This window comes from Pseudomonas sp. Pse35 (genome assembly GCF_024519715.1).
Classification (GTDB): Bacteria; Pseudomonadota; Gammaproteobacteria; order Pseudomonadales; family Pseudomonadaceae; genus Aquipseudomonas; species Aquipseudomonas paracarnis.
The window spans coordinates 1-25,528 of sequence record NZ_JALJRP010000040.1 but is presented as its reverse complement, the minus strand read 5'-3'; the positions used below and the strand labels follow the sequence as shown (position 1 = coordinate 25,528).

Below are 25,528 nucleotides of genomic sequence, written 5' to 3'. Positions count from 1 at the left end.
AGCTTATAAAGAATTCAGGAACGCCAGCAACGCGGCACGCTGCTCGGCATTGAACGACAACACATGTTGCTGCGCCGCTTGAGCTTCACCGCCATGCCACAGCACGGCTTCAAGCAGGTTGCGGGCGCGGCCGTCATGCAGGAACTGGGTGTGACCACTCACGGTTTGCGTCAGGCCGATACCCCACAGCGGCGGGGTGCGCCAGTCGCGGCCGGTGGCTTTGAATTCGCTACGGTTGTCGGCCAGGCCTTCGCCCATATCGTGCAGCAGCAGGTCGCTGTAAGGGCGGATCAACTGGTTGGCCAGTTCAGGTTCGGCGGCATTGGCGGCGGTGGTGAAGCTGGGCTTGTGACAGCCCTGGCAACCGGCCTGGTAGAACAGGTTCTTGCCGGCCAGCACTTGCGGCGTATCAACGTCCCGACGTGCGGGCACCGCGAGGTTGCGGGTGTAGAACAGCACCAAGCGCAGGATGTTATCGCTGACTTCCGGTTCACCCTGCGGGCCATTGCCGTTGGGCGCCTGCTTGCAGGCCACTTGGGCGTCGGTGCAGTCATCAAAGGGTCTCAGGGACGTGGTGAGGCCCATATCACCAGAAAACGCGTGAACGTTTTGTTGATTGAGGTTGGGCTGCCCGGCTTTCCAGCCAAAACGCCCGAGGACAGTTTTGGCCTGAGCGTCATCCCAGACCCAATTGGCGCGGCCCAGGATGGCCTCTTTGTCGGCGGTCTTGGGGTCGGTGTTGCGCAGGATATCGGCATCGCTGATCGCTTCGAGCAGGCCCAGGCCGATCATCGGCGGGGCGATACGCGCCGAGAAGCGTGTGTCGGGGTGCATCGGGCCGTAGCCGAGTTGGGTGATCTGCAGGTCGGGCTTGCGTAATTCAACGAGCGTGCCGTCTTTGAACCTGACGTTGACCGGTGTGTAGTCGACCCGCACCTTGCCTTCCGGCGCAACGCCAGGCACCGCCATGTCCTGGAGTTGCCCGCCGTAGACCGGCTCGGGTACCACGCCGATCTGTTCGATGAGCTTGGCGTAGGCGGGCTGCTCTGTAATAGAGGGATGGATGGACAGGCGCACCAGCATCGATACGGCATTGGGCGCGTCGGGCAGTGGCGGGTGGCCACGGCCATCCTTGATATGGCAGTTCTGGCAGGCGTTGGTATTGAACAGCGGGCCCAGGCCATCGCGCGCCGTGGTGGTGGACGGCGCAATCACCCACGGGTTGCGAAAGAAACTGTTGCCGACGCTGAAGTCCAGGCGCCGCGTCGGCGCCAGGTTGGCCGAGGGCAAGGAAAAGGCGTTCTGGTCGCGCTTGTTTACCGTCGCCGCGCCACCGGCCCGCGATTCACCCGGCTCTGCTTTCGTGAAGCGAGGGGCGTCATCGCAAGCAGTCAGGCTTAAAGCCATCAACGCTGCAGGCAGGTACAAAAGCGCACGGAACATCGAGATTCCTGGACGAGGGCAGAAAATTAAGGCGCAAAGTCTAACAGGGCAGGGCAGATTGAATAAGAGCAATTATCGTTTGGTGGCATCCCGATTCTTTCCCGCTAGAATGGCTGCACATTTTTTTATGGAGGTGGCCAATGCAGGCTCTCGACGCTTTGCTCAACCGTGTTTCCGTGCCCCGTTTGCTCGACCCGGCACCGACCCAGGAGCAGCGCGACCTGCTGTTCGCCGCCGCCATGCGCGCGCCCGATCACGGTCAACTGCGCCCGTGGCGTTTCCTCACCGTGGAAGGCGCAGCCCGTGAACAGATGGGCACGCTGTTGGCCGAAGCCGCTCGTCTGCAAGACGCCGACGCACCGCAAGCCGCCATCGACAAGGCCCAGAACGGCCCGCTGCGTGCGCCGCTGGTGGTGGTGGTGATTGCACGTGTGCAAGAGCATTTCAAAGTGCCCAAGTCCGAGCAGTTGCTGGCCGCCGCCTGTGCGGCCCACGGCATTCTGCTGGCGGCGTATGCCCAGGGTATTGGTGCGGTGTGGCGTACCGGCGAATTGTCCTACTCAGCCCATGTCGCTAAAGGCCTGGGGTTGGCGGCGAATGAAGAAGTGATTGGCTTTCTCTACCTGGGCACGCCGCAGAACCCACCGCGTACGGCGCCGAAGGAAGACCTGACGCCGTTCGTCCAGGCCTGGCCCGGCCGGTAATTCACCACTGCCCTGCTCTATATGTAGGAGCGAGCTTGCTCGCGAAGAACTCAAAGGCGCCGCGTTTATTCAGGAAGCACGCGTTATCGTCGACGTTTTTCGCGAGCAAGCTCGCTCCTACAGGGGGCAATGTTTCAGAACCGAGTCAGACCCTGAACTGATCCATCAACTTCATCTGCTGGCTGGCCAGCGCATTGAGCTGGCTACTGATCGCCGCCGACTCGGTAGCCTGGCCGGTCAGGGTTTCAGTCACGGTGCGAATCGCCGAGACGTTGCGGTTGACCTCTTCGGCCACCGCGCTCTGCTGTTCGGCCGCGCTGGCGATTTGCAGGTTCATGTCGCTGATCACGGTGACCGCGTCGCTGATCTTGCCCAGGGCTTGCACGGCTTGATGGATCTGCCCGGCATTGCTCTGCGCCTGGTGCTGGCTGGAGTGCATGGTCGCCACTACGCCACGGGTGCCGCTCTGGATACGCTCGATCACCAGGCGGATTTCTTCCACCGAGTCCTGGGTGCGTTTGGCCAGGTTGCGCACCTCGTCGGCCACCACCGCAAAACCACGTCCGCTTTCCCCGGCGCGTGCCGCTTCAATCGCCGCATTCAACGCCAGCAGGTTGGTCTGTTCGGCAATGCTGCGGATCACCTCCAGCACTGAACCGATTTGCTCGCTGTTGACCGCCAGGGCTTCGACTTCGCCCACGGCTTTGCTGACTTCGTCGGCCAGGGTGGTGATATCGCGGGTGCTCTGCTCGATGATCGACATGCCTTCGCGGGCCGACTGGTCGGCACCGCGTGCCGCGCTGGCGGCATTGGAGGCGCTGTTGGCCACGTCGTGGGCGGTGGCGCTCATTTCGTTCGACGCGGTGGCGACCTGGTCGATTTCACGGAACTGCACCTGCATGCCTTCGCTGGTCTGGCGCGCAATGGCGGACGACTGATCGGCCGTCCCACGAGCTTCGGTGATGCTTTGCTTGATCTGTGCAATGGTCGGCTGCAGCTTGTCGAGGAAACGGTTGAACCAGTTCACCAGCTCGCCCAGTTCGTCTTTCTTGGCATAGGCCAGGCGCTGGGTGAGGTCGCCGTCACCGCTGGCGATGTCCTTGAGCATGGCGGCCACGCTATTGATAGGGCGGGTCACGCCAGTAGCGGTCAGCCAGATCAACAGCAAGCCCAGCAGGCCAGCGGCGGCGGCCACCAGCAGGGCTTTGAGCGTGCCCGTTGCCTGGGCCTCGTCGAGTACGGCTTGCAGTTTTTCGTTGTCGGCCAGCATCACCGCTTTGGGCAGCTTGATCACCACGCCCCAGGATTTGGCACCGGCAATCGGCTTGAGCGGGTACACGGCACGAATGGTGTCGTCCTGTTCACGGATAACAGGCCGGTCATTGGCCAGTAGTTGCACGATCTCTTTGCCTTCGGCGCCGAGGCTGTCGATCAGGTTCTTGCCGACTTTGGCTGGTTCACCGCTGTAGGCGGCGATCAGGCCGGTGCTGGACAGAATCTCCAGGTGGGCGGCACCGTTGAACAGGTCTTTCTGCGCAGCATCGGTGGTCGCTTGCAGGGCGGTGAGGGCGATGTCCACGCCGACGACACCGATGACTTTGCCGTCGACGATCAGCGGCAGGGAAATGGTAGTCATCAGTACCGGTTTGTCGGCCACGGTGTCTTCGTACGGGTCCAGCAGGCACGTACTGCGCGTGTCCCGTGGGCAGGTGTACCAGATGTTGTAGGGCGTACCGCTGAGGTTGAGGGTGGTCTTGGTCAGGTCATCTTCGACCATGACGGTATTCAGGCTTTCGCCGCCAGCCCGGCTCCAGTAGCTGGAAAACCGGCCTTTTTCGTTGGAGACGCGTGCCTTGTCGTCGATGAATTCGCTGTCCTTGCCATCCAGCCCGTTGGGTTCGAACGATAACCAGATGCCCAGCACCTTGGTGTTGCGCTCGAACGCGGTTTTGACGCTGCGGTTGAGCTCTTCACGCAGAGCCCCGGCTTCAAGGGAACGCTGGATGCCCAACTGACGCAGGTCTTTGATCTGGTCGGCCAGGGCTGTGACCACCAGCAGGTTTTCGCCGAAGGTCTGCTGCAAGTGGCCGGCCTGTTCGGCCGCTTTGGATTGCAGCAACTGCTCCACGCTGGCGGTGAGCATTCGTGAGCTTGAATCACTGACCAGCCGATCGTTCTGGTTGGTGTTGTAGATATTGATGCCGACCACCAGTGCAATCACACCCAGCAGACACAGGCCGGACAGCAACACGATTTTCAAGCGGATGGAGAGGGTGTCGAACATAGGTTCACTCACGAATGGACTTGTTGGAATGCACGCAGAAGAGCCAAGTCCATTCGGCGCCGTACCTGAAACATCGGCGTCACAAATCAATTCATGAGCAATAGGCGATGAGCGGTAGGAAAATGCCTACACCGGCCGTTATACGGGGCGTGCGAGCTGCTCGGGGCGGGACCAGATCCACAGGTTGCCCAGGCTCATTCCGGCAATTGCCAGGTACACCGGCCAGCCGTGATCGAGCATCACCAGCATCAGCACGGCGCACAGCAACATGCTCACGGTGGCGCTGACCTTGGCGCGACGGGCGATGATCTTGCCATTGCGCCAGTTGGACAGGATCGGCCCGAACAGGCGGTGGTTTTCCAGCCAGGCGCTGAGGCGCGGCGAGCTTTTGGTGGCGGCCCAGGCGGCGAGCAAGATGAACTCGGTGGTGGGCAACCCCGGTATCACAATCGCCACCAAGCCGATCCCCAGGCTGACGTAGGCCAGCAGGCCAAAGAGGACTTGGGCGATTTTGGAGGAGGATTGGGGTTTGCCGGTCATGCTGCAGTTTTCTGGTGGGAAGGTTTACACATTATCAGCCATGAAATGCACCCAAGTGTGGGAGCTGGCTTGCCTGCGATTGCGGTGTATCAGGTTAAACATCTGGCGCTGACCCACCGCCATCGCAGGCAAGCCAGCTCCCACATTGAACCGCTGTCTACCAGAACACTTACGCCAGTTCTGGTGCGCTAGCGTACGCCTGTTCCAGCAACACGGTGAAGCGCACAAACGCATCAATCGCACCTTTTTCCACGGCAGCTTCTTCTTCGGCACTGAATGCCAGGCCGTCGAGGGTGCGGGTGAAGCTTTTCCAGCCCTCGGCGCGACCACCGGCCGGCTCGCCCAGGTGGCGGGCACCGAAGGTTTCGCTCAGGCCCAGGCCCACGGCGCGCTTGATCAGGAACGCAGCGCCCAGCTTGGAGCCTTCGGAGACGAACAGCCAGCCCAAAGCTTCGGCTTTGCTGGGGTTGTTCACCGCGCCGGCAACCGGGGCCGGGGTTTCGGTGTCCAGGTCTGCCAGGTCGAGCTTGGCGGCTTCGGCGCGGCAGCGGGCGGCCAGGTCAGGGATGATCTGGTTCAGTTCGGCATCGTTGTACAAGGCCACCAGTTCCGATTGGAACAGGTACTGGGCCACTACGAAGCGGGCGAAGTTGGCTTGGGTTTCGAACGGCGCGTGAGCCTTCACCAATGCGTCGAGCTTGGTGTGCGGCTCGTTGGTGATCTGGTTCAGGCGTTGGGAGCGCAGGCTTGGACGTTCTGCGGTGGAAGAAGCGGTCATGAAAAAAGTCCTTGAGAAGAGAAGCGCCTGGGTGCCCTGAAAAGAGCTGTTATCAACTAGACGAACAAGAAGACGCGGCACAGTAAAAAATCCTCACCTCGCCGCGGATGCAATGGCGGCGAGGTGAGGCGGAAGGGTCAGATGTCCCAGATCACGTTGATCGCAAAGTTGCGACCGGGCTGGGTCAGGCGGTCGAGGTTGGCCGGGCCGGTCACACCGGCTTCGCCGACGCTGTCGTAGCTGCGCACGTCATCCCAGTTCCAGTACTTCTTGTCGGTGAGGTTGTAGAGGCCACCGTTGACGGTCACGTCTTTGCTCACTTTGTAGTATGCGGTCAGGTCGAGGATGCCGAAGCCCGGGGTCTTGAACGGGCCGTCGGTGCCGCCGTCGGGCGCGTGGAAGGTCGTGCTGTCGACGCGGTCCTGTTTTTTCACCAAGGTCCAGCTCACCAGGCCACCGTAGTTGTCCTGGTCGTAGCCCAGGCCAAACACGCCCTTGAGCGGGTTGACGCTGTTCAACGGCTCGCCATTGTCGTCGTTGCGACCGTAGGTGTAGGCAACCGAGCCTTGGGTATACAGGCCCTTCGGCGCGCCGAAGGTATCCAGGTTCAGGCGGCCCTTGGCTTCCACGCCCTTGACGGTGGCGCGCTTGATGTTGACCGCCTTGAATTGCTCCACGGTGCCGCCGACCACGGCGTTGTCTTCGTCGATAAAGTCACGGTACTTGTTGTAGTACACCGCAATATCGAAGGAGCCTTCGTCGAATTTGCCGCGAATCCCGGTTTCGATGCCTTTGCTGGTTTCTGGCTTGAGGTCGGGGTTGGGTTCGACGGTGTAGCCCAGGTTGAGGTTTTCGAAGCGACCGTACAGCGCTTTGGCAGACGGCGTACGGAAGCCCTCGGCGTATTGACCGAACCAGGTGTAGTTGTCGGTCAGGGCATAGGTGAGGCCGAACTTGGGTGTTACGCGGTTCCAGGTCTTGTCTTTGCCATCGACGGTATAGGCGCCGGTCGGGTTGACGGTGTTGAGGAATTCCTGGGTCAGCTTGGGCTTGAGCCGGGTGTAGTCATAACGCACGGCAGGCAGGAAAGTCCATTTGTCCCAGGTGATCTGGTCCTGGGCGAACAGCGAGTAGGTGTTGATGGTTGGGTCGGGGAAGTCGCTGGCCTTCTTCACGCTGTCGCTCGCTTGCGGGCTCGGCGCGCCGATGGCGGTGCAGCCGGCACCAATGGCCAGGCACGAGGCTGAGCCTTCGCGTGAACCGGTTACTTTCTGCTGCTTGAGGGTGGTGCCGTAGGTCACTTGGTGGTCGGTTTCGCCGAGGCTGAAGGCCTTGTCCAGTTGCGCGTCGAAGACCCACTGCTTCTCTTCGTAAAGGGTGTCGCGGGTACGCAGGACGCGACGGCCGGCCTGGTAGATTTCGGCGGTGGTCTGGTCGGTCTTGGCGATCTGGTAGTTGAGGCTGGTCTTGATGCGGTCGGCAATCGGCGACTCCAGGGCAAAGGTGTTTTCCAGGCCGAAGCGCTCGCGGGTAATGGTGTCGTTACCGCGACGATCGCGGTACAGGTTCATGCCCCGGCCACCGATGAACGGGCCGCCCACTGCGTTTTTCAGATTGACGTCGCGGTCATCCTTGAACTTCTCGTAGGTCAGGCCCAGGCGGTTGTCATCGCCATAGTTCCAGCCCAGCTTGGCCAGCACGTTGGTGGTGCGCGCATCTTCCGGGTTGGCGCCGGTACGGGCCAGGCCAGTGGCGTTGTTGCCATCGTAGGATTCGGTTTCGTGGCCATTGCGCTGGCTCAGGTGCAGCAAACCGTCGAAGTCTTGCACACGCCCGGCGAAGGTGCCGGAGGTCAGCCAGCTCTCGTCGGCGGAGCTGTAGCCGGTCTTCAGGCGGGCACCGACGTCCTGGCCTGGCTTGATGATGTCATCCGGGTCGAGGGTGAAATAACTCACCGCGCCGCCGATGGCGCTGCTGCCGTACAGGGCCGAGGCCGGGCCGCGCAAGATCTCCACGCGCTTGACGATTTCCGGGTCGACGTAATTGCGGCGGGTCTTGGCGTAAGGGCCGTTGAAGAAATTGTCCGGCACTTCGACGCCATCCACCTGGGTGAGGACGCGGTCGCCGTCGATGCCACGAATGTTGTAGCCCGCGTTACCCGAGCGCGTACCGGCGCCGCCGACGGAGACGCCGGGTTCGTAGCGCACCAGTTCACGGATGTTGTTGACGTTCTGGCGGTCCAGTTCTGCGCGGTCGTGCACGCTGACGGTGCTCGGTACGCTGTTCACATCCTGTTCATTGCGAGTGGCGCTGATGGTCACCTGTTGCAGGGCGAGGGCGCTGCCGGCGCTACGTTTTTCCAGCACGATGTTGTTGGTGCCCAGTTTGCGATAGCTCAGGTTGGTCCCCACCAACAGCCGGTCCAGGGCTTTTTCCGCTGGCAGCGGGCCGCGCACGCCAGGGGACGATACGCCCTGGCCCAGTTCGGCCGGCAGGCCCACTTGCCAGCCGGTCACTGCGGTGAAAGCGTTGAGTGCCGACACCAATGGCTGCTGTTCGATGCTGAACGTGTAATTGGCGTGGCTGCGAGCGGCAGGTTCCGCGGCGGTGGCGCTCATGACGGGCGCACCAGCCAGCAGGATCGCGGCGGTCAGCAAGGACAAAACGGGCGAAGCAGACCGGCGGTTGAAACGAGAGGACATCGAGAGCGCTCCGGGATACGAATCTTATAGTTGCGAACCGAACCAAATAGGAATCAGTTGCATTGGCTATAACGAGACGTATCGCCGGTTAACATCGAGTAAAAATAATTCTCATTTAGTTCAGGATCACCAGCGCCGGGTACTCCGACAGCTTGGCCGAGGTGATGTGGGCCAGGGAGCGCACCACGTCCAGGGGCTGGTCGAGGCGGTAGTTGCCGGTGACGGCGACGCTGGCCAACTGCTCGTTGTTGTTGACGATCCAGCCTGGGTAATAGCGGCGCAGCTCAGCCAGCACTTCGCTCATCGGGCAGTTTTCGAACACTAGCCGGCCCTGCACCCAGGCCAGGTCCTTGCTGGGATCGAGCTTGGCCGGTTGGCCGAAACCCTTGGGGCCGATGCGGATGCTTTCACCGGCGCTCAGGCGCACGCGGGCATCGTCGAAAGTGTTGCTCAGGTCGACATCGCCGCGCTGCACTTGAACCTGGGCTTCGCCATTGAGGTAGCGCACGGCAAAGGCGGTGTCACGCACGCTGGCGCGCACCGGGCCGGCGTCTATTTCCAGGGGCAGGCCACGGGTGGGCGCTATTTCAAAGAACGCTTCGCCCTGGTACAGGCGGGCAATGCGCTGGTGGTGGTTGATGGTGCTGGAAAATGCCGAGTTGGTGTTCAACAGTACCTTGGAGCCATCGTCCAGTTGCAGGCGCTGGCGCTCGCCGACCACCGTCAGATGGTCGGCCTGCAAACGCACCGGCAGGTTGCTGAAACTGAACAGGCCGACCAGTAACACGGCGGCGGTGGCCAGGGGTTTCCAGTGCGGTCTGATCCGGCGCCAGCCGCTGGGCTTGCGCGGTGCGGCGAGGGCCACGGCGGCGCTATGTACCGGCGCGTCACCCCAGGCGGCCTGGGCCTTGCTGAAGGCGTGGACATGCGCCGGGTCCTGGGCCAGCCAGGCGTCGAACGCGGCCTGCTGCCCAGGTTGCGGGCACTGCAAGGCGATCAGCCAATCGAGGGCTTGGTCCATGGCCGCGTCTTGCAACACCTCATGAGCCAACGCATGGGGGCGCAGTTTATTCGGGTCCGTCACGGTGTTCCTCGGGTCTTCGCCACGTTCTATTCATTTTTCCTATAGCTTGGATCGACACCTCTGTCGGGTGAAGCTTAAGGCTGATCCAGCCGTTCGGCCACACCCACACAGATAGCCATGATCAATTTGAGTTCCTTTTGCACCGTGCTCAAGGACACACCCAACTGATCGGCAATTTCCTGATAGCTGCAACCGTGCAGACGGCTGAGGATGAAAATCCGCTGCTGGCGGGCGCTCAACTGGCCGAGGCTGACACTCAGGTGCTCCAGTAGCTGCTCGGCCTGGGTAGCTTCCTCCGGCGTGCTGGCCGGCGCGGCGACGCTTTGCAGGACATCCAGCGGGACATCCTCCTGCAGGGTACGCGCCTGAATCCTGCGCGAACGCAAGTGATCCAGCGCCAGGTTGCGCGCCGTCTGGTAGACAAAGGGTTCAAGGTGGTCGATTGGCCGCTCGCTGAGGGCCCGAGTCACGCGCAGGTAGGTTTCCTGCAACAGGTCCTCGGCAGTGCTGTGGTTATGCACCATGCGTTGCAGAGTTCGTAGCAGGATCACCCGTTGGGTGAGGAAGACGTGGTTGAAGCGAGATTGGCTCACAGTGATACCAGACCGATTTGCAGTTAATGATAATGCTTATCATCAACTGAAATGGCAAGTGGCACTTTGAGATGCCTTGGAGATTGTGCCGCTCGTTCCCATGCTCTGCGTGGGAACACATCCTGTGACGCTCCGCGTCACAACTTTAAGAGCAGGACGCGGAGCGTCCAGGGTGGCATTCCCACGCAGAGCGTGGGAACGATCTGGTCGATCTTGTGGAGTTACTCGGCGTTACACAACGCCAGGCAGTTATCCAGCATACGGTTGGAGAAGCCCCACTCGTTGTCATACCACGCGAGCACTTTGAGCAATTTGCCGCTGACCTTGGTGTGATTGGCGTCGAAGATCGACGACAGCGGGTTATGGTTGAAGTCGCTGGAAACCAGCGGCAGGGTGTTGTAGCCGAGGATCTTCGAATGCTGGCTGGCGTGTTTGAGCAGGGCGTTGACTTCATCGGCCGTGGCTTCTTTCTTCAACTGCACGGTGAGGTCTACCAGCGACACGTTGATCACGGGCACACGCACCGCCATGCCGGTCAGCTTGCCTGCCAGTTCCGGCAGCACCAGGCCCACCGCTTCAGCGGCGCCGGTCTTGCTCGGGATCATGTTCTGGGTGGCCGAGCGCGCGCGGTACGGGTCGGTGTGGTACACGTCGGTAAGGTTCTGGTCGTTGGTGTAGGCGTGAATGGTGGTCATCAGGCCGCTTTCGATACCCAGCTCGCGGTGCAGCACCTGGGCCACCGGCGCCAGGCAGTTGGTGGTGCACGATGCGTTGGAAATGATCTGGTGGGATTGACGCAAGATGTCATGGTTTACGCCATAAACCACAGTGGCATCCGCGCCTTTGGCCGGGGCCGAAATGATCACCTTGCGCGCGCCGGCGCTAATATGGGCGGCAGCCTTGTCACGGTCGGTGAACAGACCGGTGCATTCGAACACCACGTCAATCTTGTGCGCAGCCCACGGCAGGTCGGCGGGGTTGCGAATGGCACTCACGGCAATCCGGTCACCATTGACGGTCAGGCTTTCCTGATCGTGGGCAACCTCTGCGTCGAAAGTGCCGTGTACGGTGTCGTACTTGAGCAGGTGAGCATTGATCGAGCTGTCGCCCAAATCGTTGATGGCGACGATCTGCAGATCCTGGCGATAGCCTTGGGTATACAGTGCGCGCAGGACATTACGGCCGATACGGCCAAAACCATTGATTGCGATACGAAGAGTCATTGGAAGGTGCCTGTCGTCGATTTGTTGTAAGAATTACAAGATTATTCGCATAAAAATAGAAAACAAGCCTTTTTAGTGGCAATATTTTGTTCAATCTACAACGAGTGACCTGAATCAACTGGTCCGATGATCCAAACGACCCCCTGCCATCCCATGAGCCGTGGGCGTTTGATCAGCATAGACACTCAGGTCGCCACATCCGTTAGCCTGGAGTTCTATACATGCATCCCCGCGTTCTTGAGGTCACCGAACGGCTTATCGCCCGCAGCCGCGCCACCCGCGAGGCTTACCTTGCGCTCATTCGCGGCGCAGCCAGCGACGGTCCGATGCGCGGCAAGCTGCAATGCGCCAACTTCGCCCACGGCGTGGCCGGTTGCGGCACCGAAGACAAAAACAGCCTGCGCATGATGAATGCCGCCAACGTGGCAATTGTTTCTTCTTATAACGACATGCTCTCGGCGCATCAGCCCTACGAGCATTTCCCCGAACAAATCAAAAAGGCTCTGCGCGAAGTCGGCTCGGTCGGTCAGTTCGCCGGCGGGACCCCCGCCATGTGCGACGGCGTGACCCAGGGCGAGCCAGGCATGGAGCTGAGCCTGCTCAGCCGTGAAGTCATTGCCATGTCCACGGCGGTAGCGCTGTCCCACAACATGTTCGACGCCGCGCTGATGCTGGGCATCTGCGACAAGATCGTCCCTGGCCTGATGATGGGCGCGCTGCGCTACGGCCACCTGCCGATGATCTTCGTGCCGGGCGGGCCGATGCCGTCGGGTATCTCCAACAAGCAGAAGGCCGATGTGCGCCAGCGCTATGCCGAAGGCAAGGCCAGCCGCGAAGAACTGCTGGAATCGGAGATGAAGTCCTACCACAGCCCTGGTACCTGCACCTTCTACGGCACCGCCAACACCAACCAGTTGCTGATGGAAGTCATGGGCCTGCACTTGCCCGGCGCTTCGTTCGTCAACCCGTACACGCCGCTGCGTGATGCGTTGACCCGCGAAGCTGCGCACCAGGTCACGCGTTTGACCAAGGCCAATGGCAACTTCACGCCGATTGGCGAGATTGTCGATGAGAAGTCCATCGTCAACTCCATCGTTGCGCTCAACGCCACTGGCGGCTCCACCAACCACACCCTGCACATGCCGGCCATTGCCATGTCGGCAGGCATCATCCTGACCTGGCAGGACATGGCCGACCTCTCCGAGGTGGTGCCGACCCTGTCCCACGTGTATCCAAATGGCAAGGCTGACATCAACCACTTCCAGGCGGCGGGCGGTATGTCGTTCCTGATCCGTGAACTGCTGGAAGCCGGCCTGCTCCACGAAGACGTCAACACCGTGGCCGGCAAGGGCCTGAGCCGCTATATCCAGGAACCGTTCCTGGTGGATGGCGAATTGGTCTGGCGCGACGGCCCGATCGAAAGTCTCGACGAAACCATCCTGCGCCCGGTGGCCCGTGCGTTCTCGCCGGAAGGCGGCTTGCGCGTGATGGAAGGCAACCTTGGCCGTGGCGTGATGAAGGTTTCGGCGGTAGCGCCGGAGCATCAGGTTGTCGAAGCGCCCGCGGTGGTGTTCCAGGACCAGCAGGACCTGGCCGATGCCTTCAAGGCCGGCCTGTTGGAAAAAGACTTTGTCGCGGTGATGCGCTTCCAGGGGCCGCGCTCCAACGGCATGCCGGAACTGCACAAGATGACCCCGTTCCTGGGCGTGTTGCAGGACCGTGGTTTCAAAGTGGCGCTGGTGACAGATGGGCGAATGTCCGGCGCGTCGGGTAAGATCCCAGCCGCGATCCACGTCAACCCCGAAGCCCAGAGCGGCGGGCCGCTGGCGCGGGTCCAGGATGGCGATATCATCCGTGTGGATGGCGTTACCGGCACCCTGGAGCTTAAGGTGGACGCCGAAGTATTTGCAGCGCGCACGCCTGCCACGGGCCTGTTGGGCAATAACGTGGGGGCCGGTCGCGAGTTGTTTGCATTCATGCGCTTGGCCGCAAGCTCCGCAGAGCAGGGCGCCAGCGCCTTTACCTCTGCCTTGGAGACGCTTAAGTGAAGCTTGCGCTGGTCGGTGACATCGGGGGGACTAACGCCCGTTTTGCGTTATGGCGGGATCAGGAACTGCATTCGATCCGCGTGCATGCCACGGCGGATCACGGCAGCCCTGAAGAGGCGATCAAGGTCTATCTCAAAGAAGAAGGCCTGCAAATCGGGGACATCGGTGCGGTGTGCCTGTCGGTGGCCGGGCCGGTGAGCGGCGATGAATTCAAGTTCACCAACAACCACTGGCGCCTGAGCAAAACCGCGTTTTGCCAGGCCCTGCAGGTGGATGAACTGTTGCTGGTCAACGACTTCTCGGCCATGGCCCTGGGCATGACCCGACTCAAGCCCGACGAATTCCGCGTGGTCTGCGAAGGCACGCCGGAGCCCTTGCGCCCGGCCGTGGTGATCGGCCCGGGTACGGGTCTTGGTGTCGGCACCTTGTTGGACCTCGGCGCAGGCCGTTGGGCAGCATTGCCGGGGGAGGGTGGGCATGTCGACCTGCCCCTGAGCAGCCCACGGGAAACCCAGCTGTGGCAACACATCTACAGCGAGATCGGGCATGTCAGCGCCGAAACCGCGTTGAGCGGTGGCGGCCTGCCACGCCTGTACCGGGCGATTTGTGCGGTGGATGGGCACGAGCCGGTGCTCGACACCCCCGAAGCCATCACGGCGGCGGGCCTGGCCGGCGATCCGGTGGCCATGGAAGTATTGGACCAGTTCAGCATCTGGCTGGGCCGAGTGGCGGGCAATAACGTCTTGACCACCGGTGGGCGCGGTGGCGTATACATCGTGGGTGGGGTGATACCGAGGTTTGCCGACTTCTTTATCAACAGTGGCTTTGCCCAGAGTTTTCGCGACAAAGGCTGCATGAGCGACTACTTCAAAGGTATTCCGGTGTGGCTGGTGACAGCGCCGTATTCTGGGCTGACCGGGGCGGGTGTAGCGCTTGAGCAAGCCTTTGCATAGGTCATAATGGCGCCATCGCAGGCAAGCCAGCTCCCACAGTCTGGAATGCATTCCAAGTGTGGAAGCTGGCTTGCCTGCGATGACGGCCTAAAGCGCACCCGATGATTTAAGCCAGGCCATAACAACAAGGAGGCCCCGTGAGCGTAATCAGTAAATCCATTCTCCTCGTCGACGACGACCAGGAAATCCGCGAATTGCTGCAAACCTACCTCAGTCGCGCCGGCTTCCAGGTCCGTGGCGTGTCCGACGGCGCGGGGTTCCGCCAGGCGATGAACGAGGCGCCGTGCGACCTGGTCATCCTCGATGTCATGTTGCCAGACGAAGACGGCTTCAGCCTGTGCCGCTGGATCCGCCAGCACCCGCGTCAGGCGCAGGTGCCGATCATCATGCTCACCGCCAGTTCCGACGAAGCCGACCGCGTGATCGGCCTGGAGCTGGGCGCCGATGACTATATCGGCAAACCATTCAGCCCCCGCGAGTTGCAGGCGCGCATCAAGGCACTGCTGCGCCGCTGCCAATTCGGCCAGGAGCGCAGCAGCGGCGGTGATGTGTGGGTGTTCGATGAATGGCGCCTGGATATGATCAGCCACCGCTTGTTTCATGTGGATGGTGAAGAGGTGATCCTCTCCGGTGCCGACTTCGCCTTGCTCAAGTTGTTTCTCGACCACCCGCAACAGATCCTCGACCGCGACACCATCGGCAACGCCACCCGTGGCCGCGACCTGATGCCCTTGGACCGTATCGTCGACATGGCCGTCAGCCGCTTGCGCCAGCGCCTGCGCGACACCGAGAAACCTCCGCGGCTGATCCGAACCGTGCGTGGCAGCGGCTATCAACTGGCAGCCAGCGTGGTTGCCGGCAATGCCCACTGAACCGCTGAACGAACGTCGCCGCCGCTTCCCGGTACCCCGCTCGCTGCTGGGGCGCATGTTACTGTTGACCTTGCTGGCGGTGCTGTTTGCCCAAGCGCTGTCCAGCGTGATCTGGGTGTCGCAACTGCGCGCCACCCAGCTTGAGGGCCTGGTGACCAGCGCCCGTAGTCTGGCGCACTCAATGACCGCCAGCGTGAGTTACTTCCGGTCGCTGCCGGTGGCCTATCGCCCGTTAGTGCTGGACCAATTGCGCAGCATGGGCGGCACGCGTTTTGTGGTGACCCTCAATGATCGCCCGCTGGACATGCAAATACTGCCCGAAACCCCGCGCAAGCAAGCGGTGCTGGTGGCGGTGGATGAAGTGCTGCGCCAGACCCTGGGTGCCGACGTGCATATCTCGGTGGAGTTTGTCAGCGCCGAAGACCTGCGCATCTTCAATGCCGGCCTGAAGCTCGACGAACTGCCACGTTCCTGGGCCCATTACGCGCTGACCCTGGAACCGGTGAACCCGCCGGTGCTGGTCACCCAGATCCAACTGGCACCCGGTGAATGGCTGTACATCGCCTCGCTATTGCCCGAGCCCTACACCAGCCTGGAAGAGCAAGGCCTGCCGTCCCAGCAGGTGTGGTTCATCGTGCTCACCAGCGGTTTTCTGCTGTTGTTCATCGGCCTGCTGGTGCACTGGCAAAGCCGGCCACTCAAGCGCCTGGCGCGAGCGGCGCGGGACATGTCCCTGGGCGCCGATGTGGAGCCGGTGGCTGAAGGCGGCGGCAGTGAAGTGGTGGAAGTGGGCCGTGCATTCAATGCCATGCGTGAACGCATCAGCCGTTACCTGACCGAGCGCAGCCAGTTGTTCAGCGCGATTTCCCATGACCTGCGCACGCCCATCACCCGCCTGCGCCTGCGTGTGGAATTGTTGGAAGACGAGAACCTGCAAAACAAATTCGGCCGTGACCTGGATGAGCTGGAATTGCTGGTCAAGGGCGCGCTGCAATGCGTGAAAGATACCGACATCCACGAAAACATCCAGCCGGTGGACCTCAACCACGTCCTCGAATGCCTGGTGGAGCCGTACCTGGCACCCCATGGCAATGGCCGAGTGACCCTTGATGGCGCGGCCCTGTCAGCCTACCCAGGCAAGCCGCTGGCGCTCAAGCGCTGCATCGGCAACCTGATCGACAACGCGCTCAAGTACGGGCAGAACGCGCATTTGCATATCGAGGACGATGGCGTGCAGTTCATCCTGCATGTGGATGACGAGGGCCCCGGTGTGCCGCAGCAGCGACTGGAGCAGGTGTTTGAGCCGCACTTCCGCCTGGCCGGCCAGCAGCAGGGTTACGGATTGGGATTGGGGATTGCGCGCAATATTGCCCACAGCCATGGGGGCGAAGTGAGTTTGCAGAACCTGCGTGAAGGCGGCCTGCGCGTTACCCTGCAACTACCAAGAACCTTGGACTAACAAACACCTGAGATCAAATGTGGGAGCTGGCTTGCCTGCGATAGCGGTGGTTCAGTTGACTCATTAGTGACTGACACACCGCCATCGCAGGCAAGCCAGCTCCCACATGTTGCTCTGCGTACATCAGATGCTCTGGCGCAACCGGGCCAGGTCGCGCAGCGGCGGCGCACCGAACAACCGGCTGTACTCCCGGCTGAACTGGGACGGGCTTTCATACCCCACCCGATACCCCGCTGCCGAGGCCTCCAGCCCTTCGGCAATCATCAGCCGCCGGGCTTCCTGCAAGCGCAGTTGCTTCTGGTATTGCAGCGGGCTCATGGCGGTGATCGCTTTGAAGCGATGGTGCAGGGTCGAGACGCTCAGGTTCACCTCTTTGGCCAGGTCGTCGATACGCAGCGGCTGTTCGTAGTTACCGTTCAGCCAGGTGATCGCCTGGCTCACCCGATGGCTCTGGCTGTTAGCCACAGCGATTTCATACAGGCGATAACCCTGCGGGCCACGCAGCAAGCGGTAGAGAATTTCACGGTTGATCAAGGGCGCGAGCATCGCGATGTCTTTAGGCGTGTCCAGCAAGCGGGTCAGGCGCAGCACCGCGTCGAGCAGTGCGTGATCGATGCGGTCGACGTACATGCCTCGTGAGGTCGGGCGCGAGGGCACGCCCATTGGCCCGGCCTCTGCGATCAGCGCGGTGAGCTGCGCCGGGTCGATATTGATGCGCACCGAGAGGTTCGGGTCCTCGGCGGTGGCGTCGATGATGCGGCCGGCCACCGGCATCGCCACCGAGAACACCAGGTAGTTGAGCGGGTCGTAGGCAAAGATCTCGTCGGCCAGGCGCACTTCCTTGCTGCCACTGGCAAGGATGCACAGCGCGGGCTCCACCAGCACCGGCATGAAATCCCGGGGTGCGTTGTGGCGGTTCAGGTACAGCGAGGTGATCGCCGTGCCGTAGGAGCCGTCCTCCCAGGTATGGCGGTGCACGATACTGGCCAGCTCGGCGCGTTGTTTCTCCATCTCGGCATCGAGGGGAGTGGACCTGGATTCGGGCGACGGCATGGGGCGTCCTCTACACGCTGCTTTGATGGGCTCAGCTTAGCGGCGGCTTTTCAAAAAGTGTTACGTCGATTCTGCAGCATCCTTGCCTGATCCTGCGAGATAGCGTGAATCAGGCAAGTGCGCAGCCTGTCATCACCCTGAAACATGAGGCCTGGGCCTGGAATAAATCCTGGGGCCGAACGTCCTTCCTACGCTTCTCGCAGGATTGTGCAATAAGCCTGCAGGAATTGACTAACCGCGCCCACCCCCGCGCCGTTATCTTTGATCCTGTGGCAACACGCCCTCATTGTGCTTGCCGAGCATCACTTCTCAACGGGAGAGTCGAACATGTCCACCCCCATTCCCGCGAGCCATATGGCCTTTATCCGCGCCCGTAGCGGGTGCAGCACCGAACTCGGTGCACGCTTGAGCAGTTTGATCGAGCCAGGTCGCCAGGCCCAGGGTTGCCTGCAATTCTCGTTGCAGCACTCCCAGGTCGATCCCGATGTCTGGCTGGTGTCCGGGTTCTGGAGCAGCGAGCAGGCCATGAGCGCCTACTTCAACTCTCCGGCCCTGATGATTTTCACCGAGCTTCTGAACGACATGGTCGTGCGCAGCATGGACTTCCAGACCTTCACCGACGCATCGGCGGCACAGGCCTACGGCGAGTACCTGCAACTGGCCGGTTAACGGTTAGAATGGCCGACTTTCCATTGGCCAGGACCTGCAACATGGCACGTAAACAATTTGCCCACCACGAAGCCGTTTCCGCCGTAGTACCGGGCGAAGGTGGCTACAGCGCCGCCGTCGCCGTCAAAGCACTGGATGGCATGGGCGCACCCAGGTTTCACAAGATCCTTGATGGGCAGACGTTCAAGACAGCGTCCGATGCCGATGATGCGGCGACGTTGCAACTCGAGCATCTGGTCGATGTGGATGCAGAAGGCCAACTGACCTGGGCGACTGCTGAACGCTGAGGCAGCACACCTAACCAATGTGGGAGCTGGCTTGCCTGCGATAGCGGTGTATCAGTCACTCCTGAGTTAACTGACCCACCGCTATCGCAGGCAAGCCAGCTCCCACAGTTTTGATTGCATTTCAGTCAGGGTTTGGTGGCGCCTGGTCTGTGCATTTTGAACAGGGCCTCAGGCCCCAGCTGGAAATAATCCGCCGGGCCACCCCCGCGCAAAATCGGCTCGGCGGCAGCAGTGTCGTAGATCCCATCCTTGAGCAACCATTTGGCGATGTGCACCGCAACCACCTCGCCCAGCACCAGCCAGCTTGGGACCAACTGTTGGTCGGCACGTTGCAGTTGGATGATCTGCGTCACCTTGCACTCGAACGACACCGGGCTCTCGCCCACCCGTGGTACGCCAACGATTTTCGAAGCCACCGGCGTCAGCCCGGAGAGTTCGAATTCATTCACCTCGGGCGATACGGCCGCGCAGCTCTGGTTCATCTGCTCGGCCAGCGGGCGGGTGGCCAGGTTCCAGACGAATTCTCCAGTCTGTTCGATATTGTTCAGGCTGTCTTTACGCCCGACACTGGAAAACCCAATGATCGGTGGAATGTAGTTGAACGCATTGAAGAAGCTGTAGGGCGCCAGGTTCAGGCGGCCTTCGCGATCGTGCGAGGAGATCCAGCCAATCGGGCGTGGGCCGACGATCGCATTGAACGGGTCATGGGGCAGGCCGTGGCCGTTGGCGGGTTCGTAATAGTGGATGTCGTCAGGCATGGCCGGGGTTCCTGCTACGCGGTTTGGGAGGCGGTCATAGTGCAATTCATGGCGGTGAATTTCCATCGTGCCCATGGATTTTTCATACATCTGCCACCTATTTTTCACAGTTTCCCCTTCAGTCTGCGCCCAAGGTCAATACCCCCTATAAGACTGAGCCTTGGAGCTATCCACTGCATGAACAAACTTCCTCAGATCACCCTGGCGTTCTGGGTCATGAAAATCTGCGCAACGACCTTGGGCGAAACCGCCGGGGACTTGCTGTCGATGACCTTGAACGTTGGCTACGCCATCAGCTCCATGATCCTCATCAGCGTGTTCCTGGTGACCCTGGTGACGCAACTCTGGTCGAAAACCTACAACCCGGTGCTGTACTGGATCGTGATTTTGTCTACCAGCACGGCGGGTACCACAATGTCCGACTTCATGGACCGCACGCTGGGGCTGGGCTACGCCACCGGGTCGATGATCCTGATCGTGATCCTGATGATCATCTTTGCATTGTGGCACCTCAGTGGTGACTCGCTGAACGTGAACAAGGTGCAGACCTTCCGAGGGGAGCTGTTTTACTGGATGGCGATCCTGTTCTCCAACACCTTGGGCACCGCATTGGGCGATTTCCTCGCGGACGATTCGGGGCTGGGCTTCGCCGGTGGCGCATTGTTGATCGGCTCAACCATCGCCGCGGTGGTGGTACTCAAGTACTTCACCCGCATCTCGTCGGTATTGTTGTTCTGGGTGGCGTTTGTACTGACACGGCCGTTTGGCGCGACCTTGGGGGATTTCCTGACCAAACCCCATGAAAAAGGCGGCTTGGATTTCGGCACCATCGGTTCATCCGCGGTATTGGCTGCGGTGCTGGTGGTGATGATTGCTGGCGCGTCGTATGCGCAGCGGCGCTATGGGCGCAATGAGGCCGCAGAGTTGTCCTAAGGCTAAATGAGGGAGCGGGCTTGCTGTGGCGAGGGAGCTTGCTCCCGTTCGACAGCGTAGCTGGAGCCAGCTTTTTGGGGGCGCTTCGCACCCCAGCGCAAGCAAGCTTGCTCGCCACAGCAAGCCCGCTCCCACATTTTTTAGTCGGTGGTGATGCGTGAGTGTTTACGCGTGTCTTTCATGGTCACGTACACCATCAACGACACGGCGATACACGCGGTCACGTACCAGTAGTAGCCAGTTTCCATACCGATGCTCTTGAACCACAGCGCGATGTATTCAGCGGTACCGCCGAAGATCGACACGGTCAGGGCATACGGCAGGCCCACGCCCAGTGCGCGGATTTCGGTCGGGAACAGCTCGGCCTTCACCACGGCGTTGATAGAGGTGTAGCCGCTGACGATGATCAGCGCCGCCATGATCAGGAAGAACGCGCCCCACCAGCTCTGGATGGTGTGCAGGGTAGTAAGGATCGGCACGGTGAACAGGGTGCCAAGCACGCCGAAGGCGATCAGGATCGGGCGGCGGCCGATTTTATCCGACAACCCGCCGATGATCGGTTGCAGGCACATGAACAGGAACAGCGTCGCCGCCGAGATGGTGGTGGAGTCGGAGATGCTCATGCCGACCGTGTTCACCAGGTATTTCTGCATGTAGGTGGTGTAGGTGTAGAACGCCAGGGTGCCGCCCATGGTCAGGCCGACCACGGTCATCAGCTCCTTGGGATGGCGCATCAAGGTGCGCATTGCGCTTTCCTTGGCTTTTTCTTTCTTGGTGAACGACTCGGTTTCTTCCATGCCGCGACGCAGGTACAGCGCGACCACTGCACACAATGCACCGATGGCGAACGGGATACGCCAGCCCCAGGCATACAACTGCTCGGTGGTGAGCACCTGTTGCAGAACGATCAGCACCGCCAGCGCGATGAGCTGGCCGGAGATCAGGGTCACGTACTGGAAGCTTGAGTAGAACCCGCGACGTTCCTTGGTGGCCATCTCACTGAGATAGGTGGCAGAGGTGCCGTATTCGCCGCCGACCGACAGGCCCTGCAGCAGGCGGGCAAACACCAGCAGGATCGGCGCACCGATACCAATGATTTCATAGCCTGGGCTCAGGGCAATCAGCAGCGAGCCGAAGCACATCAGGTACACCGAGGCCATCAAGGCTTTTTTACGCCCGACTTTGTCGGCGTAGAGGCCCATCAGCCAGCCACCGATCGGGCGCATCAGGAAGCCCACGGCGAAGATCGCGGCGGTGTTGAGCAGTTGGGCAGTGGTGTCGCCTTTGGGGAAGAAGGCTTTGGCGAAGTACAGCGAGAAGGCGGCGTAGACGTACCAGTCGTACCATTCGACCATGTTGCCGACCGATCCGCTGAAGATCGACTTGATGCGGCTGGAGGTGGTGCGCTCCTGCGCTTTGACGGCCGTCGATCCCAGAGGCACGGTGTTGGAGTTATCCATTGAAGGATCCTTCATCTAGTTGTTTTTATGGAGCGGCGCGTGCGCAGCCTGTTGGGGCTATAGCAGGAGCTGTGCCAAGTAGAGGAAGGCCCGCAATAGAAGGGTTGCGGGATTTTATTGAGCGGAAATTCGCTGATGGTTTTGGGGTGGTGAGCGGAAATCCGCTTATGGCTGCAGTAATCGTTCCCACGCTCTGCGTGGTAACGCCTGTTGTGACGCTCCGCGTCGCGCCTTTAAAAAGCGACGCAGAGCGGCCTAGGCTGCGTTCCCACGCGGAGCGTGGGAACGATCAGTGTGGGAGCGGGCTTGCCCGCGATGGCGATCCAAAGATCGCTACACAAACATCTCCCTTACCAACCCATGCCGCTGCATCTTCTCATTGAAGGTACGGCGCGGCAGTTGCAACTCGGCCAGCACCGCCTTGATATCGCCCTTGTGACGCGTCAACGCGGCCTTCAGGCAGTGTGCCTCGAACGCCTCCTGCTGCGCCGCTAACGACTGCCCGGCTTCGACCCCTTGCGGTTCCGGCTCGTCCAGCCCCAACACCTGGCGCTCGGCGACGTTGGCCAGTTCGCGCACATTGCCCGGCCAGTCATGGCTGAGCAGGCGCCCCAACTGTGGCCCACTCAAGGGCTCGACCTGGCGGCCCAGACGCTCGGCGGCGCTTTGCGCAAAATGCTCGTACAGCAGGGGAATATCTTCGCGACGTTCACGCAATGGCGGCAGGCGCAGTTGCGCGACGTTGAGCCGATAGGCCAGGTCTTCGCGAAAGCGCCCGGCACGGGCTTCTTCCAGCAGGTCGGGCTTGGTGGCAGCGATGATGCGCAGGTCCACTTGGATACTCTGGTTGGAGCCCAGCCGCTCCAGCTTCTGCTCTTGCAATACGCGCAGCAATTTCACTTGCTGGGCCAGGGGCATGCTTTCGATTTCATCCAGGAACAAGGTGCCGCCGTGGGCATATTCCAGTTTGCCGATGCGTTTGCCGTGGGCGCCGGTGAAGGCGCCGCTTTCATGTCCGAACAGTTCGGCTTCGAACAACTGCTCGGGGATTGCCGCGCAATTGAGGGCCATAAACGGCTTCTTGGCGCGTGGGCCGAAGTCGTGCAGGCAGCGGGCGACCAACTCCTTGCCGCTGCCGGTCTCACCGCGAATCAGCACATTGACCGGCAAACTCGCCAGGTCCAGCACTTGGCGGCGCAAGCTTTGAAGGCCCTTGGACACACCCAGCAGGCTGGATTCCAACTGCGCGCGATGATCGGCCTGTTGATGCAGGCGGCGGTTTTCCAGGATCAGGCCACGCTTGTCCAACGCCCGGCGCAGGCTGTTGAGCAAGGCGTCGGGGCTGAAGGGTTTTTCCAGGAAGTCGTAGGCGCCGTCGCGCATGGCTTCGACGGCCATTGGCACGTCGCCATGGCCGGTGAGCAAAATCACCGGCAAATCGGCATCGCGGCGCTGCACCTCGGCCAACAGTTCAAGGCCGCTGAGCCCCGGCATGCGCACGTCGCTCAGAATCACCCCGGCAAAGTCCTTGGGCAGTTGCGCCAGGCACTCTTCGGCGCGGCTGAACAACTGCACGTCAAACCCCGACAGGCTCAGCCATTGCTCGACGGCCGTGCGAATACTGGCTTCGTCATCGACCACAATCACCGCGTTCAACATAGGTCTGGCGTCTCCAGGGCGATAGGCAGGGTCAAGGTGAAAGTCGCGCCATCGCCACGGTTAGCGGCACCCAGGCGTCCGCCCAGTTCATGCACGATAGCGTAGGACACCGCGAGTCCCAAACCGAGCCCGTCGCCCACTGGTTTGGTGGTGAAAAACGGGTCGAACACGCTGCTCAAATGTTCTTCGGCAATCCCGCCGCCGCTGTCGCAGACGCTCAACTGCCACAGCTGCTGATCGGCGTGCAGGCGGATTTCCAGGCGCTTGCGCGGTTTGTCGGCCATGGCGTCGAGGGCGTTGCGCAACAGGTTGATCAGCACCTGTTCCAGGCGGATCGCGTCGCCACGTACCCAGGCCGGGCGGGTGAGGTCCAGCACCACACCGATGGCTTCGTCACGCAGGCGCGCGTCCAGCAGGTGCAAGGATTGGTCGACCACCGTCGCCAGGTCCAGCTTTTCGCGCAGGCCGCTGGGGCTCTTGCGCGCGAATGTCTTGAGGTGGCCGGTGAGCGCGGCCATGCGCGTGAGCATGTCATCCAATGGCGTGAGAGCCTTGTAGGCATCGTCCACGCGACCATGGTCGAGCAGCAGCCGCAGCGTCGCCAGTTGCATGCGCTGGGCGGTCAGCGGCTGGTTGATTTCATGGGCGAGGGCGGCCGACATCTGCCCCAATGCCGCCAGCTTGGCCGACTGCACCAGGCCATCCTGGGCGGTGCGCAGCGCCTGGGTGCGTTCTTCGACCAATTGCTCCAGTTCTTCACGGCTGCGCTGGCGCAAGCGGGCCAGGCGCCAACGCTGGCTGAGGAACAGCCCCAGGAACACCAATGCCAGCCACGAACCCGCAGCGGCAAGGCCCGCGTTACGTTGGTCTTCAAAGGCAAACTGGGGTTTGCGCAACAGGTGCAGGGTCCAGCCTTCGCGCTTGAGCGGCAGCGACTCCCAGATGTAATTGGCGTTGCCGTCGGGGCCGTTGACGCGGATCAAGTGGCTGTTTTCGTCAAAGCGTTGCAGGGGCTGGGTGTCCAGCGGCTGCAGTTGCTTCTTGTCGTATTGGCGGGTGGCCTTGAGTTCAGCCAGGTCATTTTCGGACAACGGCCGCAGGTTGCGATAACGCCAGCCCGGCTGGTTGGCGATAAACACGATGCCCCGCGCATCGCTGACCAACAGCAGGTCATTGCCCTGGGCCCATTCGCGCTCCAGTTCCGGGAACTCCAGCTTGACCACCATGGCACCGAGGAACTGCTCGTGCTCATCCACGACCGCGCTGGAAAGAAAATAACCCGGAATACCCGTGGTCACGCCCACTGCATAAAAGCGCCCGGTGCCCTGGCTCAAGGTCTGGCTGAAATACGGCCTGAACGCGTAATTGTGGCCGACATAACTGCTGGGCAGGTTCCAGTTGCTGGCGGCCACGGCCAGGCCGGTGCGGTCCATCAGTTCCAGGGTCGAAGACTGCGCAGCGCCGTTGATGCGCTCCAGCTTGCGGTTGAGCCGGTCTTGCGTGGCGGCGTCCAGCGGGCCCTTCAAGGCGCTGATCATCTCCGAATCCAGCGCCAGTACGGCGGGCAGGGCACGGTAGCGTTCGATCAGGGTGTGCAGCGAGTTGGCATACAGCGCGAGCTGCTGATTGGCACGGGCGGCGTCGTCCACCAGGGCCTGGCGTTCGGCATGGCGCGTGGCCAAGGCGGCAGCCAGCACCGCACCGGCGATGATCAACAGAGAATAGAAGGTCAGGCGCAGGGGGCGAGGGATCACGATCATACGATGATGAACAGGCACGGTAAGGGGCGAGCACCATAGCATGGGCAGCTCATATCTTGTGACCAAGGAGCTTGTGGGGGAGCTGGCTTGCCTGCGATGACGGCCTGCCAGCCGACGGCTATCTACCTGACGCCCCACGATCCCAATGTGCGGGCTTGCTCGCGAAGGGGGCCTGGCAGGCGACACAGTTGGATTGTGTGCATATCCATTGCTGCGGTAACGGCCACTTAGGGTTCCGCCCTGACGGCGGGTCACTTTGGAAAAGC

General features: G+C 61.4%; 21 protein-coding genes and 1 pseudogene. 8 read left to right on the top strand and 14 right to left on the bottom strand.

The window, feature by feature from the left end:
• Positions 1-3: 3 nt before the first annotated feature.
• Positions 4-1,443: a di-heme oxidoredictase family protein gene (locus OC445_RS24060; RefSeq protein ID WP_181123948.1), complete on the bottom strand. Its 1,440-nt coding sequence runs from the start codon at positions 1,441-1,443 to the stop codon at positions 4-6.
• 140 nt (positions 1,444-1,583) lie between these two features.
• On the opposite strand from OC445_RS24060, the gene OC445_RS24055 reads away from it, so the two are divergent.
• A complete protein-coding gene (locus OC445_RS24055) occupies positions 1,584-2,147 on the top strand; it encodes an NAD(P)H nitroreductase (RefSeq protein ID WP_038451385.1) in 564 nt (187 codons plus the stop codon).
• A gap of 145 nt (positions 2,148-2,292) precedes the next feature.
• Here the strand turns inward: OC445_RS24055 and OC445_RS27220 are convergent, their stop codons facing one another.
• The 8 genes and pseudogenes from OC445_RS27220 to gap form a co-directional block, all read right to left on the bottom strand.
• Positions 2,293-3,048: a methyl-accepting chemotaxis protein gene (locus OC445_RS27220; protein WP_370706227.1), complete on the bottom strand. Its 756-nt coding sequence runs from the start codon at positions 3,046-3,048 to the stop codon at positions 2,293-2,295.
• Between the two features lie 102 nt (positions 3,049-3,150).
• Positions 3,151-4,290, bottom strand: a pseudogene (locus OC445_RS27215) (HAMP domain-containing protein); the annotation flags it as partial.
• A gap of 279 nt (positions 4,291-4,569) precedes the next feature.
• Positions 4,570-4,971, bottom strand: a complete 402-nt coding sequence (locus tag OC445_RS24045; protein WP_014719757.1) for a YbaN family protein — start codon at positions 4,969-4,971, stop codon at positions 4,570-4,572.
• A gap of 169 nt (positions 4,972-5,140) precedes the next feature.
• Complete coding sequence (locus OC445_RS24040; RefSeq protein ID WP_181123943.1) at positions 5,141-5,749, bottom strand: biliverdin-producing heme oxygenase; 609 nt, start codon at positions 5,747-5,749, stop codon at positions 5,141-5,143.
• A 137-nt stretch (positions 5,750-5,886) separates the two neighbouring features.
• Entirely contained in the window at positions 5,887-8,451 is a 2,565-nt protein-coding gene (locus OC445_RS24035) for a TonB-dependent receptor (protein WP_034128615.1), read from the bottom strand.
• Positions 8,452-8,566: 115 nt separating this feature from the next.
• On the bottom strand, positions 8,567-9,535 hold the full coding sequence (locus tag OC445_RS24030; RefSeq protein ID WP_054897660.1) for a FecR family protein: 969 nt from the start codon (positions 9,533-9,535) through the stop codon (positions 8,567-8,569).
• Positions 9,536-9,609: 74 nt separating this feature from the next.
• Entirely contained in the window at positions 9,610-10,128 is a 519-nt protein-coding gene (locus OC445_RS24025) for an RNA polymerase sigma factor (RefSeq protein WP_003193922.1), read from the bottom strand.
• A 221-nt stretch (positions 10,129-10,349) separates the two neighbouring features.
• On the bottom strand, positions 10,350-11,351 hold the full coding sequence (gene gap, locus OC445_RS24020; protein ID WP_003193921.1) for a type I glyceraldehyde-3-phosphate dehydrogenase: 1,002 nt from the start codon (positions 11,349-11,351) through the stop codon (positions 10,350-10,352).
• Positions 11,352-11,572: 221 nt separating this feature from the next.
• Between gap and edd the strand changes: the two genes are divergently transcribed.
• The 4 genes from edd to OC445_RS24000 all read left to right on the top strand — a co-directional run bounded on the left by edd (position 11,573) and on the right by OC445_RS24000 (position 16,683).
• Positions 11,573-13,399, top strand: a complete 1,827-nt coding sequence (gene edd / locus OC445_RS24015; RefSeq protein ID WP_014719752.1) for a phosphogluconate dehydratase — start codon at positions 11,573-11,575, stop codon at positions 13,397-13,399.
• Positions 13,396-14,352, top strand: a complete 957-nt coding sequence (locus OC445_RS24010) for a glucokinase (protein ID WP_034128613.1) — start codon at positions 13,396-13,398, stop codon at positions 14,350-14,352. The genes edd and OC445_RS24010 overlap by 4 nt, the downstream gene beginning before the upstream one ends.
• 137 nt (positions 14,353-14,489) lie before the next feature.
• Positions 14,490-15,224 (top strand): response regulator, encoded by a 735-nt coding sequence (locus tag OC445_RS24005; protein WP_003193918.1) that lies wholly within the window; start codon positions 14,490-14,492, stop codon positions 15,222-15,224.
• On the top strand, positions 15,214-16,683 hold the full coding sequence (locus tag OC445_RS24000; RefSeq protein WP_034128612.1) for an ATP-binding protein: 1,470 nt from the start codon (positions 15,214-15,216) through the stop codon (positions 16,681-16,683). Before OC445_RS24005 ends, OC445_RS24000 begins: the two co-directional genes overlap by 11 nt.
• A gap of 123 nt (positions 16,684-16,806) precedes the next feature.
• On the opposite strand, the gene OC445_RS23995 is transcribed toward OC445_RS24000, so the two are convergent.
• A complete protein-coding gene (locus OC445_RS23995) occupies positions 16,807-17,736 on the bottom strand; it encodes an AraC family transcriptional regulator (RefSeq protein ID WP_054897658.1) in 930 nt (309 codons plus the stop codon).
• Between the two features lie 327 nt (positions 17,737-18,063).
• On the opposite strand from OC445_RS23995, the gene OC445_RS23990 reads away from it, so the two are divergent.
• Together OC445_RS23990 and OC445_RS23985 are read left to right on the top strand one after the other, a co-directional pair.
• On the top strand, positions 18,064-18,405 hold the full coding sequence (locus OC445_RS23990; RefSeq protein WP_003193915.1) for an antibiotic biosynthesis monooxygenase family protein: 342 nt from the start codon (positions 18,064-18,066) through the stop codon (positions 18,403-18,405).
• Between the two features lie 41 nt (positions 18,406-18,446).
• The gene (locus OC445_RS23985) at positions 18,447-18,692 is read left to right on the top strand and encodes a hypothetical protein (protein ID WP_019817340.1); all 246 of its coding nucleotides are present in this window, start codon (positions 18,447-18,449) and stop codon (positions 18,690-18,692) included.
• Between the two features lie 125 nt (positions 18,693-18,817).
• On the opposite strand, the gene OC445_RS23980 is transcribed toward OC445_RS23985, so the two are convergent.
• On the bottom strand, positions 18,818-19,450 hold the full coding sequence (locus OC445_RS23980; RefSeq protein WP_054897657.1) for a flavin reductase family protein: 633 nt from the start codon (positions 19,448-19,450) through the stop codon (positions 18,818-18,820).
• Positions 19,451-19,627: 177 nt separating this feature from the next.
• Between OC445_RS23980 and OC445_RS23975 the strand changes: the two genes are divergently transcribed.
• A complete protein-coding gene (locus OC445_RS23975) occupies positions 19,628-20,383 on the top strand; it encodes a hypothetical protein (protein ID WP_019817341.1) in 756 nt (251 codons plus the stop codon).
• Between the two features lie 140 nt (positions 20,384-20,523).
• On the opposite strand, the gene OC445_RS23970 is transcribed toward OC445_RS23975, so the two are convergent.
• From OC445_RS23970 to OC445_RS23960, 3 genes are all read right to left on the bottom strand, one after another.
• Positions 20,524-21,843 carry an MFS transporter gene (locus OC445_RS23970; RefSeq protein ID WP_034128609.1) on the bottom strand — a complete coding sequence of 440 codons (1,320 nt, stop codon included), beginning with the start codon at positions 21,841-21,843 and terminating at the stop codon, positions 20,524-20,526.
• Positions 21,844-22,176: 333 nt separating this feature from the next.
• Positions 22,177-23,502 (bottom strand): sigma-54-dependent transcriptional regulator, encoded by a 1,326-nt coding sequence (locus tag OC445_RS23965; RefSeq protein ID WP_262020390.1) that lies wholly within the window; start codon positions 23,500-23,502, stop codon positions 22,177-22,179.
• On the bottom strand, positions 23,496-25,262 hold the full coding sequence (locus tag OC445_RS23960) for an ATP-binding protein (protein ID WP_054918384.1): 1,767 nt from the start codon (positions 25,260-25,262) through the stop codon (positions 23,496-23,498). Before OC445_RS23960 ends, OC445_RS23965 begins: the two co-directional genes overlap by 7 nt.
• Positions 25,263-25,528: the final 266 nt, after the last annotated feature.